Source organism: Streptomyces sp. NPDC025651 (genome assembly GCF_055558735.1).
Window position 1 is genome coordinate 21,566 of the sequence record NZ_JBVHLZ010000005.1, and the last position, 14,975, is coordinate 36,540.

The following is a 14,975-nucleotide window of genomic DNA, read 5'->3' on the forward strand; positions in this document are numbered from 1 at the left end:
CCGCCGGTCACACGGGAGTACGCGGCGACGGCTTCCCGGACGCGGTCGCCGGTTCCCCGGATGTGGTCTCCCGCTCCCCGGACGCGGCCTCCCGCCCCCCGGCGGTGGTCCGCCGCACCTCCACGGAGGCCGCCGTGCCGCGCGGCAGCGCGAGCGCCGCGGCAAGGCCCAGCAGCATGCCCGCCGCGGCCAGCAGTACGACGAGGAACTCCCCGTCGGCGACGGCCGCGCGCAACGCCGCCCCCGCCCTGCCCTGCGTACCGGCGTCCGCGACCGCCGTGAGGACCGCGAGCCCGATGGCGTTGCCGATGTTCAGCGAGGTGGAGGCCATGCCGTTGGCGACGCCCTGCTCCTGGGGCGCGACGCCGGTCGCCGCGGCGATCCACATCGCCGTCCAGACGGCGCCCTGTCCGAGCCCGGAGAGCACCAGGCCGGGCAGGAGCGCGGCGTACGTGGCGTCGTCGTCGAAGCCGAGGGCGAGGACCGCGGTGCCCACCACGCCCACGACGAAGCCCGCGGTGAGCGTGGTGCGGGTGCCGAGGCGCGTGGCCGCCCGCTCGCCCAGCTGGGTGCCGGCCGCGATGGCGACCGAGGGGACGAGGAAGGCGAGGCCCGTCTCCAGGGCGCTGAACCCGTGCACGGTCTGCAGCAGGACGGTCAGGAAGTACGGCAGCGTGCCGAACGTCGCCATGTAGAGGAACGTGACGGTGGAGCCGACCGTGAGGCTGCGGTTGCGGAAGAGGCGGAAGGGCATGAGGGGGTCGGCGCTGCGGCTCTCGATCCGGGCGAACGCCACCAGCAGCAGCACCGCGAGGACGGCGGCGCCGACGACCACCGGCGAGCCCCAGCCCAGCTCGGGCCCCTCGACCAGCGCGAGGACGAGCAGCGTCGAGCCGCCGGTGACGGTGAGCGCGCCCGGCAGGTCGAACTTGCGCCGCTCCGCGAGGGGTTGGTCGCGCGGGATGACGACGAGCGAGGCCAGCGCGATGAGTCCGGCGAGCGGGACGTTGACGTAGAAGACGGCGGGCCAGCCGAAGCTCTCGGTGAGCAGGCCGCCGAGCAGCGCGCCCACGGTCAGCCCGCTGGCGCCCGCCCCGCCCCACACGGCGAGCGCCCGGTTGCGCCGGGGACCCTCCTCGAACGACGTGTTGAGGAGCGAGAGCGTCGAGGGCAGCAGCAGCGCGCCGCCGACGCCCTGCACCGCACGGGCCGCGATGATCGTCGCAGGGTCGGTCGCCAGGCCGCCGGCCAGCGAGGAGACGGCGTACAGGGCCAGGGCCAGGACGAAGACGCGGCGCCGTCCGAAGAGGTCGGCCGCGCGCCCGCCGAGGAGCAGGAAGCCGCCGGCCAGGACGACGTAGGCGCTGACCACCAACTGCTGGGTCTGGCCGGGGAATCCGAGGTCCTCGCCGATGTCGGGCAGGGCGACGAAGACGATGTTCAGGTCGAGCGAGAAGACGAGCTGGGCGAGGGCGAGGAGCGCGAGGACGAGACCTGGCCTGGGGTGCGAGGTCTGCGCGGTCGATTCGGGCATGCGGACGTACGTCCCTTCAGTGTCCCCGGAGGGTCGGCCGGTGTTCCCGGAGGGTCGGCCGGACAGGATGCGACTGTACGAGAACATACGTACAGTTGGACTGTACGGCAATACTCGAACAGTCATTGTTCGCCTGTCGCAGTACATTGGGTCCATGTCGCCCCGTCACCCCACCCCGGACCAGATCCGCGTCGACGAGGTCATGTCGGCGCTGGGCAACCCCCTGCGGCTGAAGATCGTGCGCGTCCTCGCCGACGGCGGCGAGCGCAACTGCGGCAGCATCCTCGACGGCGTCTCCAAGTCGACGCTGACCCACCACTGGCGGGTCCTGCGCGACAGCGGCGTCATCCGGCAGCGCCCCTCGGGCCGCGAGAATTTGCTGTCCCTGCGCCGCGACGACCTGGACGCCCGCTACCCCGGGCTCCTCGACTCGGTCCTGGACGGAGCGGAGACGGACGAGGCCTCGTAAGACCGCCGGCGCCGTGGGCAGACTCCGCGCATGGACATCTGCCTGCTGGACGCCACCGAACTCGCACGCCTCGTCCGCCGCCGCGAGCTCTCCGCCCACGAGGTCGTCACGGCCCACCTGGAGCGGATCGACCGGATCGGCCCCGCCGTCAACGCCGTCGTCACCCTCGACGCGGACGGCGCGCTCGCCGCCGCGGCGGCCGCCGACGAACGCCTCGCGCGCGGCGCCGCACCCGGGCCGCTGCACGGACTGCCCATCGCCTTCAAGGACACCCACCTCACGCGGGGCATGCGCACCACGCAAGGCTCCCCGCTCCTCGCCGACTTCGTGCCCGACCAGGACGAACTCCTGGTCCAGCGCATCGAGTCCGCGGGCGCCATCCGCATCGGCAAGACCAACGTCCCCGAATTCGGCGCCGGTTCGCACACCTTCAACCCCGTCTTCGGCGCCACCCGCAACCCCTACGACCTCGGCCGCAGCGCGGGCGGCAGCAGCGGAGGCGCGGCCGCCGCGCTCGCCGCGGGCCTCCAGCCCCTCGCCGACGGCAGCGACATGGGCGGCTCGCTGCGCAACCCCGCGTCCTTCTGCAACGTCGTGGGGCTGCGGACGACTCCGGGGCGCGTCCCCTCGTACCCCGCCGTCGACGTATGGAGCAGCCTGACCGTCGCGGGACCCATGGGGCGCACGGTCGCCGACGCCGCACTGCTGCTCTCGGTCATGGCCGGGCCCGACCCGCGCTGCCCGCTCTCGCTCGAAACCCCGGGTGAGGCCTTCCGCGCGCCGCTGGAGCGCGACCTGCGGGGGCTGCGGGTCGCCTGGGCGCCCGACCTGGGCGGGCGCGTCCCCGTCGACCCGGAGGTCCGTGCCGTCCTCGCCGAACAGCCCGCGGTCTTCGAGGGGTTGGGTTTCCGCGTCCAGGAGGACTGCCCCGACCTCGACGGCGCCGACGAGGTCTTCCGCACCCTGCGCGCCCAGGCCTTCCGGCACTCCCTCGACCCGTTCCTCGACGCGTCCCCCGATGCGCTGCGGCCCAGCATCGTCTGGAACATCGAGGAGGGGCGCCGGCTCACCGGGGCCGACCTCGCGCGCGCAGCCGCCGAGCGCACCCGCATCCACCTCGCCGCCGTCGACTTCTTCGAGCGGTACGACGTGCTGATCGCGCCGGTCAGCCAAGTCGCCCCGTTCCCTGTGGAGTCGGAGTACCCCGAGGTCGTCGAAGGGCAGCCGCAGCACACGTACATCGACTGGATGCGCTCCGCCTACCTCCTCTCCGTCCTCGGCGCGCCCGCGCTCTCCGTGCCCGCCGGGTTCACCCCCGGGGGCCTCCCGGTCGGGCTCCAGATCGTCGGGCCGCCGCGCGCCGACCGCGCCGTCCTCGAAGTGGGCGCCGCCTACGAGGCCGCGACCGGGCACGGGCGGCGCCGGCCGCGGCTCCCGAGCTGACGGGTGATCAGCGTTCGGCCGTCAACTCCCGCAGTGCGGGCGCCCGTTCGCCCTCGCCCTGCCGGACCGTGAGCCGCACATGACGGACCGGGGAGGAGTCCGCGGCGTGCCAGACGCGGCCGTCCGCCGAGGTCTCCACGCGGTAGGCGGCCGGCCGCACCCGCCACGTCGGCGTGATCGCCCCCAGCCGCTGCCGTCGCCCCAAGTCGACGGTGAGGGAGGCCTCTTGAGGGGATCTCAGGGAGGCCGGCGACCAGACCGTGACCGGGTTGCCGTCCACCGCCGCGGCCGCGTACAGGCCCGGCTCCTGAGAAGTCGCCCTCGCCGGGCGGCAGCGCGCCAGGTCCGCGGTCGGCGTCAGGTCGGGGCGGCGGGTCCCAAGGACGGCGGGGGAGCCGCGGCGGACGGTGGCCGTGCCGCCGGGTCCGCTCACGCGGAAGGCGTCGCCCGAGGTCAGCCGCACGGTCGTCGCCTCGGGCCCGATCGCGATGTCGTACGTGCGCCCCCGCCAGCGCATGCCGCGCAGCGTCACCCCCTGCGCGAGCTGCGGCGGCAGCGTCGGATCCAGGTGCAGCGCGTCGCCCTCGCGCAGCCGCAGCCCCGTCAGGCCGTGCGTGAAGACCTGGAGGAAGCCGCCCTTGCCGGTGAGGAAATCCTGCGCGGGCGCACCCGCCAGGGCGTCACCCGTGCCCGCCTTCGTGCCGCGCGCCTCCGAGAACTGCGCGAACGGGCCCCGCACGAACGGGCGTACGGACCTTTGGAGATACGTGTACGCCGAGCAGCCCGGCTCACCGATCGCGGCCGCGCCGATCGCGTGCACGGAGTCCGTCATCGCGGGCCCGTCCGGGTCGGTGCGGGCGCTGTAGTAGTCGAGGGTGGCGGCCGCGGCGCCCTTCGGCATGGGCCAGTCCAGGGGGTAGATGAGCAGGACGGTGTCGGCCTGCTTGATGGCCGATCCGGAGTAACCGGCGTACTGCAGATAGATCTTGCGCTTCGGGTCGTACGGGATGCGGATGCGGTCGGCGGTCCTCGTCCAGGCGGCGGGGGCCTTCTCGCCGAGCGTGCGGGCCGCCCTCGCCGCCGCGCGCAGGGCGGTCGCGGCGACGGCGTTGGTGTAGACGCCGTCGGTCACGCCGTTGCTGTACTCGTCGGGGCCCGCGACGTTCTGGATGGAGTGGCTCCCGTCCGCGTTACGGGTGGTGCGCGAGGCCCAGTACTCCGCGATGCCCTTCAGGAGCGGCCACCCGCGCTCGCGCAGCCAGGTGCGGTCGCCGGTGGCGAGGTAGTACTGCCAGGCGGCCAGCGCGATGTCGCCCTGGAGGTGGTTCTGCTGGACGCAGTGCGGCGGGTACCAGCTCTGGCACTCCGTCCACAGCGCGCCGCGGCTCGCGCTGGTCCACGGGTAGAAGAGGCCCCCGACAGCGGTCTTCCGGGCGTTGTCGCGGGCGGCCTCGCGCGTGAAGTGGCGGTACGCGAGGACGGGTTCGGCGAGCTCGGGCCGGGTCGCGAGCAGCGCGGGGAACATCCAGGTCTCCGCGTCCCAGAAGACCATGCCCGCGTAGTTGTCGCCGGTCAGACCGGTGGGCGCGAGGCTGTCGCGGGAGCCGCGGCGGGTCGAGGACAGCAGGCCGTACTGCGCGGAACGCACCCACAGCTGCAGGTCGGGCCGTCCGGGCACCTCGATGTCGGACGCCCAGAGCCCTCGCCAGGCGGCGGCGTGCGAGGCGAACAGCGCGTCCCAGCCGAGGGCCGCGGCACGACGGGAGGCGCGCTGCGCGTCGGCGCGGGGGGAGCGGGAGGTGAGGGCGGTGTCGACGCCGACGTACTTGCCGACGTCGTACGAGGCCCCGTCGCGCACCCGGAAGTCGGCGGACTGCTGGTTGCCCAACTCCCTGGCCGCGCCCGCCTGATGGGTGACGCCCGGGGCCTTCAGGGTGGAGGCGACGGCGCCGTCCGTGCGGGTGCCGTCGGTGCGGAAGGTGACGTCCATCGTCTTCTTGCCGCGCGGCCCGCCGCCGGTGTGCGCGACGCGCCGGGCGCCGCGGCCGTCGATGCGGTCGGTGACGGTGACCTCGCCGGTCCAGTGCGGGGTCAGGCGCAGCCGCACGGCTCCGGTGTGCGCGCGGTCGCGGGAGGTGAGGACGTCGTAGGTGAGGTCGGTGCGCCGTCCGTCGGCGGTGGTCCAGGTGAGCGAGGTCCGCACGTAGCCGCAGCGCAGGTTCAGGGTCTGCCGGTATCCGGAGACGCGACGGGAGGGGCCGTAGGTCTCACCCCCGACGGTGACGTCGAGCCCGGTCCAGTTCGGCAGGGCGGCGATGGCCTCGCGCCCGGCGGTGTGGCGGGGCCCTCGCGCGTACAGCCCGGCGGCGAACGCCCCGTCGTAGCGCGGCGTGTACAGCGGCCAGCCGGTCTTCTCGTCCGGTCGCGGAGCGGGGTAGCCGGTCCCGGCGGGCGGCACGCGCACCCCCAGGTAGCCGTTGCCGACGTAGGGGTCGTACGCGCCCTTCGAGGGCCCGCGGGTGGTGGCCGTGGGCGCCCAGGCCGGGTCGCCGGGAGGGCCGCAGTCGGCGGGCGGGCGGGGCTCGGCGGCGTGCGCGGTGGGCGCGTCGTGGGCGGGGGCGGCGAGGGCGGCGGCGGTCAGCAGGGCGGTGACGAGGCGTGGCTTCACGGCCTGACGATGCGCCGGGGAGGCCCTCCGGCACGGCATGCGCGCCGGGGCGTCCCACGGACGGGTGGGGCGGGGCCGGGCCGGTGCGGTCGGCGCGGTCAGCGTCCCGCCCCGTGCGCGAGCCCCGTCTTCGCCCCCGCGCCGCACAGCGGCACCACCGCCGTCCGGCCGCCGAGCGCTCCGTCCCGCACGGCCGCCCAGCAGGCCACGCCCGTCGACTCGACGTAGAGCCCCCGCGCCGCCAGATCCCGCTGGGCGGCGGCGATCTGATTCTCCGTCACCGTGATGAACGTGCCTCCCAACTCCCGTACGGCGCCCAGGATCTGCCGTGCGCGTGCGGGCCGCGGGATCGCGATGCCCTCCGCGGACGTCGGCGCCGTCGGGGTCTCGCCGACCAGGTCGTCCGCGCCCGCCCGCCATGCCGCGGCGAGCGGCGCGACCGCCGCGGACTGCACCGCGTACAGCGCGGGCGTCTCGGGGACGAGCCCGGCGGCGAGGAGTTCCCGCACCGCGAGCACCGCGCCGAGCAGCAGCGTTCCGTTGCCGACGGGGACGACCAGCGCCTCGGGAAGCCGTCCGCCGAGGTCCTCCCAGATCTCGTACACGTACGTCTTGGTGCCGTGCGCGAAGTAGGGGTTGTGGACGTGCGAGGCGTAGAACGTGCCGTGCGCGTCGGCCGCCGCGCGCGCCGCGCGCGCCGCCGACTCCCGGTCCCCGTCCACCACTTCGAGCCGCGCCCCGTGCGCGCCGATCTGCTCCAGCTTCTTCGGCGACGTCCCGGCGGGGACGTACACGGTGCAGGGGAGCCCGGCCCGCGCGCAGTACGCGGCGACGGCCGTGCCCGCGTTGCCGCTGCTGTCGGCGACCACCCGCTCGGGCCCGAGACGCCGGGCCAGCGCGGCCAGCACGACCGCGCCGCGGTCCTTGAAGGAGAGCGTCGGCATCAGGAAGTCCAGCTTGGCCGAAACCGGCCCCTCCAGCTCCACGAGCGGCGTCCGCCCCTCGCCGAGCGAGATCGCGGGGGCGGGCAACGGCACGCACTCCGCGTACCGCCACAGTGAGTTCACCCTCCCCACAAGGGACTCCAGAGGCGCGGGAGTGGGGAAGAAGTCCAGGTCGAGGGGCCCGCGGCAGGCCGGGCACGACCAGGCGAGCGAACCCGCGGGCACGCGCGTCCCGTCGGCCGGGCAGACGGAGTCGGGCAGGGCGGCCGTGGCGGTCGTATCTGTCATGAGCGCAGGCTAGGTGGGGCAGTTGTTGAAACTGAGACCTGAGAGGTCTGTGGCGGTTGGTGGCGATGCGTCATGGCGGGGCCGTGGCGGTCGTGTTACGTCCGGTCCTGACCCTTGTGGGATTCCTATGGATCCGCCAATCTTTCGTCCCGAAGGAGACAAGGACAGGCACACCCTCTTGACATGTACCTGCCCTATGTCCCGTGAGTGTGGGCACCACGGCACCAATCCCCCACCAACGCACCACCTATTGAGGAGGACCCCTCAGATGGCAGTGATGCGTCACAACCGCCGAAGACTTGCCGGGATCAGCGCGACAGCGGTCGCGGCCCTCGCCCTCGGCGTCGTCTCCGCCCTCCCGGCGAACGCCCGGCCGGACCGGGCGGAAGGCACGATCGAGAACGCCGGCGTCCCCGGCGCGATCAAGAACAGCTACATCGTGAGCCTCGACAAGGACGCCCCCAAGGCCCGCTCCGCCGAGGGCAGGGCCCTCGCCAAGGAGTACGGCGCCAAGATCGAGCGGACCTACGACAAGGCGCTCAACGGCTACGCGGTCGAGCTCTCCGAGGCCGAGGCGAAGAGGTTCGCCGCCGACCCGGCGGTCGACGCGGTCGTCCAGAACCGGACGTTCACTGCCTCCGCGACCCAGACGAACCCGCCGTCCTGGGGCCTGGACCGCATCGACCAGAAGAACCTCCCGCTGGACCAGAAGTACACCTACCCGGACTCCGCGGGCGAGGGCGTCACGGCGTACGTCATCGACACCGGTGTCCGCATCAGCCACACCGACTTCGGCGGCCGCGCCTCCTACGGCTACGACGCCATCGACAACGACAACACCGCGCAGGACGGCCACGGCCACGGCACGCACGTCGCCGGCACCGTCGCGGGCACCCTGCACGGCGTCGCCAAGAAGGCCAAGATCGTCGGCGTCCGCGTCCTGAACAACCAGGGCTCGGGCACCACGGCGCAGGTCGTCGCGGGCATCGACTGGGTGACCAAGAACGCCGTCAAGCCCGCCGTCGCCAACATGTCGCTCGGCGGCGGCGCCGACAGCGCGCTCGACACGGCCGTCCGCAACTCCATCGCCTCCGGCATCACCTACGCGGTGGCGGCGGGCAACGAGTCCACGGACGCCTCGACCAAGTCGCCCGCGCGCGTGGCGGAGGCCATCACCGTCGGTGCCACGACCAGCACCGACGCCAGGGCCAGCTACTCGAACTACGGCAGCATCCTCGACATCTTCGCGCCGGGCTCCTCGATCACCTCGACGTGGAACTCCGGCGACAGCGCCACCAACACCATCTCCGGTACGTCGATGGCCTCCCCGCACGTGGCGGGCGCGGCGGCGATCTACCTGGGCCAGAACCCCTCGTCGACCCCGGCGCAGGTGTCCGCGGCCCTGGTCAGCGCCTCCTCGACCGGCGTCGTCACCAGCCCCGGCTCCGGCTCGCCCAACCGCCTCCTGAACGTCACCGGCGGCACCACCCCGCCCGGCAAGTCGTTCAGCAACACCGACGACTACGCGATCAACGACAACGCCACGGCCGAGTCGCCGATCACCGTCTCGGGCGTCGAGGGCTCGGCTCCCGCGTCGCTCTCCGTGCCGGTCGTCATCCAGCACACGTACATCGGCGACCTCCGGGTCCAACTGATCGCGCCGGACGGCACCGCGTACACGCTGAAGAACTACGGCACGGGCGGCAGCTCGGACAACATCAACACCACGTACACGGTGAACGCCTCCTCGGAGACGGCCAACGGCACGTGGAAGCTGCGGGTCAGCGACAACGCGGCGCAGGACATCGGGAAGATCGACTCCTGGGGTCTGCAGTTCTGAGGCCTCCGGGGTTCTGAGGCCTCCGGGGTTCTGGGACCTCCGGGAACCTGAGCACGTGACTCAGTGACTCTCCTCCTCGTCCTCGCGGTACGGCTCCGGGTCGGTGACCCAGCCCGCCGCGAGGACGAGGCGCGTCGCGCGGTCCACGGCGAGGAATCCGAACGGGCGGTCCACGGTGACGTCCAGCTCGGTCGTCTCGTGGGCGGGCAGCCCCATCCAGTCGATGCCGACGGCCGTGACGGCGGAGGCCCGGAAGCCCGTGGCGCCGAAGGCGGCGGTCGCCGACTGGCGGGCGGAGCGCACGACGAGGGGGGCATCGGAGATCCCGGGGAAGGCTCCGGGGGCCGGGGCGGCGGATTCCAGGCCGAAGATCCCGGGCGACGCCAGCAGGTCGTGCTCCACGCCGAGCGGGAACTCCACGGTGTTCAGGCGGACACGGGGCGGTTCGGGCTCGTCGGTGCGGGCTGCGCGCAGGGCCAGGCCGGGACCCGCCGCGCCGCGCGCGAGTTCGCCGCCCGGAGTCGAGGGGATGTCGCCCCCGAGCATCCCGAGACCCGTCGCGAGCACCTCGCCCGGGGGCATGCGCGCCTCGCCCAGGAGCAGGCGCACGTCTGTGCCCGCGGTACCGCGGACCGTCACCTCGGTGACGGGGCCGGCCGGGCCCGTGCCGACCCGCACCGTGTCCAGGCCGGGGACCGACCGCTGAAGCCCCGCGAGCGCGCGCCCTTTCCACGGGCCGGTGTCCGTCCGCGTGAGGCAGCCCTCGAACGGCACTTCCCAGTCCGTACGCAGGGTGAGCGCGCTCGCAAGGACCAGTCCCGCGTCCGGCGTCAGCCGTACCGGCATCCGCTCGATCTGCCCGCCCGTGCGCTTGGACGCCCAGGCGTCGAGGGCGGCCGCGTCCGCCTCCAGGTCGCCGGTGAGGACCCCCAGTGCCTCCACCGGCACCCCCTCCCGCCACGCGTCCCGCAGTGTCAGCGTGCGCTTCGTCCACAGGCCCACCGCCGCGTCCACGCCCCGCATGGCGGCCATCCGGGCCAGCAACTCCCGTGCCGCGCCCGCCGCTTCGTCCGCGGGCAGCCCCACCGCGTCCGCCAGTCCGGTGCGCGCCGCGCCGCCCGCGCCGTCCGCGAGGAGCGCGAGGAGGGGCCAGACGCCGGGCGCGGAGATGACGGTGCCGCGGTCCGGGGCGAAAGCCGCGGTCCAGCGTGAGGTCAGGCCGTTGACGGCTTCGACGACTGTCCGAGTTGACGCGTTTTGCCGCCGCATTACCTTTTCGCTCCCGCCCCGATTACGATGCGCCAAGCTCTCCGCACCGCCTGCCCCCAGAGATCCAGGAGCACGTTACCCGTGGACATACCGCCGCCGCCCGGACCGTACGCACCCCCTCCCGGGGAGCAGGGGCAGCAGGGGCAGCCGGGGCAGCTGCCGTCGTATCCGCCGCCGGGGCAGACCCCCTACCAGCAGTGGCCCGGCCCGTACTCGCCGTTCTCCCGGCCGCCGGTGAACGGCTTCGCCATCGCCTCCCTGGTGCTCGGCGTCCTGTGCTGCATACCCGGCCTCGGCCTGATCTTCGGCCTGGTCGGGCTCGCCCAGATCAAGAAGAAGGGCGAGCGCGGCAAGGGCCTGGCGATCGCGGGAAGCATCCTCTCCGTGGTCGGCGTGCTGCTGCTCGTCCTGGCCGTCGCCACCGGCGCCGCCCGTGACTTCGCCGACGGCTTCAAGGAGGCGGCGCGCGAGTCCCGGCAGAACGCGGGGGCCTTCCCCGTCGACAAGGGCGGCTGCTTCGACGCGCCGGGCGGGAGGATCGACTCCATGAAGTACGGCTTCCAGGTCGAGAAGGTGCCGTGCTCCGGGCGCCACGACGGCGAGGTCTTCGGCTCGTTCCGCGTGAACCACACCAGCTACCCCGGCGACGACGAGCTCACCGACCTCGCCGACACCAAGTGCTCCGCGCTCACCGAGTCCTACGTCCAGGACACCTGGACCGACCTCGGCGACGCGGACATCTACTACTTCATGCCGGACCGCGACACCTGGCGCCGCGGCGACCGCCACATCACCTGCCTCTTCGGCGCCCCCGATCCGAAGGAGCCGCTGAAGGGCTCCCTGCGCAGCGACGGGTCGACGCTCGACGCCGACCAGCTCGCCTACGTGAAGGCGGAGAAGGCCTTCGAGGAGGCGCACGCGTCGGCGCCCGAGGAGGAGCGGTTCGAGGACGACCTCGAAGGCCACAAGAAGTGGGCCGCCCGCGTGGACAAGGGCATGGCCGAGCGGGTGCGGCAGCTGCGCGCGCACGACTGGCCCGCCGGGACGCAGGAGCACGTCGACGGGCTCGTCACCGAGATCGGCAAGGCCCGCAAGGAGTGGGCGAAGGCGGCCGAGGCGCCCGACGTCGACCGCTTCTACGACCACTACACGCGGGGCTTCGGGCTGCTCGACGGCAAGAGCGAGGTCGCCGCGCGCAAGTCCCTCGGCCTGGCGACGACTTCGCCGCGCGACGCGACGCCGGGGGACGGCCCGGAGTCGGGTCTCGGCGAGGACCACGACGACGGTGGGGAGGGTGCCGCGGTGTGACGCGGGCCGGGGGCGGTCCCCGCGCGGGGGCCGAACGTTTCCTCACCCGACGCGGCCCTCACTCGGCCCTCCCGACCGTTCGCCATAACCGCGGAAAGGCCCTGCGTAAAGACCTGCGGCAGAAGAAATCATCACTTCGGGTGATTCCTTGGCCTTGGGTTGCACCCAACAACCCACGGTTGCCAGGCTGTTGCTGTCTGTCAACCTGATGGGAGTGGCCAGTGACTTTCGGTGAGCAGCCGGCGTACCTGCGGGTCGCGGGTGATCTCCGCAAGAAGATCGTCGACGGTTCGCTGCCGCCGCACACCCGACTCCCCTCGCAGGCCAGGATCCGCGAGGAGTACGGGGTGTCGGACACGGTCGCCCTGGAGGCGCGCAAGGTCCTGATGGCCGAGGGCCTGGTCGAGGGACGCTCCGGATCCGGCACCTATGTGCGCGAGCGCCCCGTCCCGCGCAAGATCGCCCGCACCGGCTACCGCGCGGTGAACGGCGGCTCGACCCCCTTCCGCCAGGAGCAGGCCGCCGACGGCACGCGCGGCACCTGGGAGTCCCGCAGCGAGCAGATCGAGGCGAGCGCCGCGGTCGCCGAGCGGCTCGCCATCCGCGCGGGCGACCGCGTGATGTGCACCAAGTACGTCTTCCGGGACGCCGGCGAGGTCATGATGCTCTCCACCTCCTGGGAGCCCCTGGCCGTCACCGGGCGCACTCCCGTGATGCTCCCCGAGGAGGGCCCGCTCGGCGGCTGCGGAGTGGTGGAGCGCATGGCGGCCATCGACGTGATCGTGGACAACGTCGCGGAGGAGGTCGGCGCACGCCCCGGCCTCGCCGAGGAGCTCAACACCCTCGGCGGAGTCCCCGGCCACGTGGTCCTGGTCGTCCAGCGGACGTACTACGCCTCGGGCCGCCCCGTCGAGACGGCCGACGTCGTGGTGCCCGCCGACCGGTACCGCATCGCGTACCACCTGCCCGTGAAGTGACGTCCCGTGACGGGGAGTTAACCCACCGAGCGCCGCCGTAACGCCGGGGCAACACCGCCCCGCGCCCCCCTGTCACGCACGGCTCCTACCTTCCCCGTCCGTACCCGCAACCCGGCCGGACGACAGGAGCCCTCATGACGGACGCGACGGTCACCCATGACCCCGAGGCCCCCGCGGACCCCCCGCCACCCCGGCGCGGTTACGCCAGGATGGCGGCCGACGAGAGCCGCGAGGACTACTCCCTGCGGTACGCCCCGCACTCCTTCCGGCGCTGGTCCCCGACCATGGTGGCCTCCACCGCGCTGGGCGGCATCGCCTACCTCGCGGACTTCGCGATCGGCGCGTCCATCGTCTTCACGTACGGCTTCACCAGCGGTCTCGCCTCGATCCTGTGCGCGGCCACGATCATCTTCGTGACGGGCGTACCGATCGCGCGGGCCTGCGCCACGTACGGCCTGGACATGGACCTGGTGACGCGAGGGGCGGGATTCGGCTATTTCGGGTCGACCCTCACGTCTCTCATTTACGCGTCCTTCACCTTCATCTTCTTCGCCCTCGAAGGCTCGATCATGGCCCAGGCCATGCACCAGGCCGTCGGACTCCCGGTCCAGATCGGCTACTTGGTGACGACACTGATCGTCATCCCGATCGTCTTCCGCGGCATGGGCGCACTGGCCAAGGTGCAGGCCTGGACGCAGCCGGTCTGGCTGGTCGGCATGGTGCTGCCGTTCGTGGTGCTCGCCTTCGAGGCGCCGGACGCGTGGGGCGCCTTCGGCTCCTTCGGCGGCACGGAGGGCGCGGGCAGCGGCTTCTCCTGGATCGGCTTCGGCCTCGGCACGGGCGTCGCGCTCTCGCTCATCGCGCAGATCGGCGAACAGGCGGATTACCTGCGGTTCATGCCCGCGCGGACCGAGGCGAACAAGCGGCGCTGGAATCTGGCCGTTCTCGCGGCGGGGCCCGGCTGGGTCGTCATCGGCGCGGCCAAGCAACTGGGCGGCGCCTTCCTGGCGTTCGTCGCCCTGGAGGCCGTCGGCACGACGCACGCCCTGGAGCCGATCGCCCCGCAGATCGAGGCGCTCAGGCCGTGGCTCGGCTCCGTCGCGCTGCCCGCCGCCGCCCTGTTCGTGATCGTCTCGCAGATCAAGATCAACGTGACCAACGCCTACAGCGGTTCGCTGTCCTGGTCGAACTTCTTCTCCCGCGTCACGCACCGGCACCCGGGCCGGGTCTGGTACATCTTCCTCAACCTCGCCATCGCGCTGACGCTGATGGAGATGAACATGTTCGCCGCCCTCAACAAGCTGCTCGGCTTCTACTCGAACGTGGGCATCGCCTGGATCACGGCGGTCGCCGCCGATCTGGTCGTCAACAAGCGGATGGGTTGGAGCCCCAAGTACATCGAGTTCAAGCGGGCGTACCTGTACGCGGTGAACCCGGCGGGCTTCGGCGCGATGGTGATCGCCTCGACGGTCTCGATCCTCGCCTTCTTCGGTCTCTTCGGCCGGTACGCGCAGGCGTTCTCGACGTTCATCGCGGCCGGACTCGCCCTGCTGCTCTGCCCGTTGATCGCCCGGGCGACCAAGGGCCGGTACTACCTGGCCCGCCCCAACCCGGTGAACGGCCCGCACGTGGCGGTCGCCGACATCACGGCCACCCACACCTGCGGTGTCTGCGTGACGGCGTACGAACTGCCCGACATCGCGGACTGCCCCGTCCGGTCGGGCCCGATCTGTTCGCTGTGCTGCTCGCTGGACGCCGACTGCGGGGACGTCTGCCGCAGGTCGCCCGCGGGTGAGCCGGTGCTGATGCCGATGCCGACGGTGCGTGCCGACTGAGCGGTGGCCGATTGCGTACCTCCTCGTCACCTCCTGCGTATCTCTTTGTGCAAACTCGTATCCGCTGAGTAAAGGTCGGGCGTAGGCTCGGGCATATGCGGATTGCGGTTTCCTTACTGATCGAGGCGTGGCGCGCGCCGGGGGTGGCGAGCGGAGGGGCGCGATGAACGACGGGACGGTTCTGCTGCCCTGGCTCGTGATACGGCAGGACGACAACGGCAACCGCTATCGCGTGGGCAGGTACGCCACCAAGGCAGAGGCCCAGAAGATCGCGGACAGCCTGGACGACCGGGGCCACAAACAGCTCTACTCCATCGAAAAGCTCCACCAGAACGGCGGCGCCCACTGACGTCCAGTCGGCAGGGCTGCCGGTCGAGGGGGCGCCCCCGAAGGAGCGCGG

At 72.8% G+C, this 14,975-nt stretch carries 11 protein-coding genes; 7 read left to right on the forward strand and 4 right to left on the reverse strand.

Features of this window, described 5'->3' with window-relative positions; genetic code table 11:
* Window positions 1-7: 7 nt before the first annotated feature.
* Window positions 8-1,534: an MFS transporter gene (locus ACZ4D5_RS19505; protein WP_467773617.1), complete on the reverse strand. Its 1,527-nt coding sequence runs from the start codon at window positions 1,532-1,534 to the stop codon at window positions 8-10.
* 154 nt (window positions 1,535-1,688) lie between these two features.
* On the opposite strand from ACZ4D5_RS19505, the gene ACZ4D5_RS19510 reads away from it, so the two are divergent.
* Both ACZ4D5_RS19510 and ACZ4D5_RS19515 read left to right on the forward strand, forming a co-directional pair.
* Window positions 1,689-2,003, forward strand: coding sequence for an ArsR/SmtB family transcription factor (locus tag ACZ4D5_RS19510; protein WP_467773618.1), 315 nt, complete (start codon window positions 1,689-1,691; stop codon window positions 2,001-2,003).
* A gap of 30 nt (window positions 2,004-2,033) precedes the next feature.
* Window positions 2,034-3,446 carry an amidase gene (locus ACZ4D5_RS19515; protein ID WP_467773619.1) on the forward strand — a complete coding sequence of 471 codons (1,413 nt, stop codon included), beginning with the start codon at window positions 2,034-2,036 and terminating at the stop codon, window positions 3,444-3,446.
* A gap of 7 nt (window positions 3,447-3,453) precedes the next feature.
* On the opposite strand, the gene ACZ4D5_RS19520 is transcribed toward ACZ4D5_RS19515, so the two are convergent.
* A complete protein-coding gene (locus tag ACZ4D5_RS19520; protein ID WP_467773620.1) occupies window positions 3,454-6,153 on the reverse strand; it encodes a discoidin domain-containing protein in 2,700 nt (899 codons plus the stop codon).
* A gap of 59 nt (window positions 6,154-6,212) precedes the next feature.
* Window positions 6,213-7,346 (reverse strand): threonine synthase, encoded by a 1,134-nt coding sequence (locus tag ACZ4D5_RS19525; protein WP_467773621.1) that lies wholly within the window; start codon window positions 7,344-7,346, stop codon window positions 6,213-6,215.
* A 268-nt stretch (window positions 7,347-7,614) separates the two neighbouring features.
* Here ACZ4D5_RS19525 and ACZ4D5_RS19530 point away from each other — a divergent pair, with 268 nt between their 5' ends.
* Complete coding sequence (locus ACZ4D5_RS19530) at window positions 7,615-9,186, forward strand: S8 family peptidase (protein WP_467773622.1); 1,572 nt, start codon at window positions 7,615-7,617, stop codon at window positions 9,184-9,186.
* A 60-nt stretch (window positions 9,187-9,246) separates the two neighbouring features.
* On the opposite strand, the gene ACZ4D5_RS19535 is transcribed toward ACZ4D5_RS19530, so the two are convergent.
* Window positions 9,247-10,455, reverse strand: a complete 1,209-nt coding sequence (locus ACZ4D5_RS19535; RefSeq protein ID WP_467773623.1) for a serpin family protein — start codon at window positions 10,453-10,455, stop codon at window positions 9,247-9,249.
* An 81-nt stretch (window positions 10,456-10,536) separates the two neighbouring features.
* On the opposite strand from ACZ4D5_RS19535, the gene ACZ4D5_RS19540 reads away from it, so the two are divergent.
* The 4 genes from ACZ4D5_RS19540 to ACZ4D5_RS19555 all read left to right on the forward strand — a co-directional run bounded on the left by ACZ4D5_RS19540 (window position 10,537) and on the right by ACZ4D5_RS19555 (window position 14,924).
* A complete protein-coding gene (locus ACZ4D5_RS19540) occupies window positions 10,537-11,763 on the forward strand; it encodes a DUF4190 domain-containing protein (protein ID WP_467773624.1) in 1,227 nt (408 codons plus the stop codon).
* A gap of 221 nt (window positions 11,764-11,984) precedes the next feature.
* Window positions 11,985-12,740: a GntR family transcriptional regulator gene (locus tag ACZ4D5_RS19545; RefSeq protein ID WP_467773625.1), complete on the forward strand. Its 756-nt coding sequence runs from the start codon at window positions 11,985-11,987 to the stop codon at window positions 12,738-12,740.
* A gap of 134 nt (window positions 12,741-12,874) precedes the next feature.
* Window positions 12,875-14,575 carry a purine-cytosine permease family protein gene (locus tag ACZ4D5_RS19550; RefSeq protein WP_467773626.1) on the forward strand — a complete coding sequence of 567 codons (1,701 nt, stop codon included), beginning with the start codon at window positions 12,875-12,877 and terminating at the stop codon, window positions 14,573-14,575.
* A 163-nt stretch (window positions 14,576-14,738) separates the two neighbouring features.
* Window positions 14,739-14,924, forward strand: a complete 186-nt coding sequence (locus ACZ4D5_RS19555; protein ID WP_467773627.1) for an SPOR domain-containing protein — start codon at window positions 14,739-14,741, stop codon at window positions 14,922-14,924.
* Window positions 14,925-14,975: the final 51 nt, after the last annotated feature.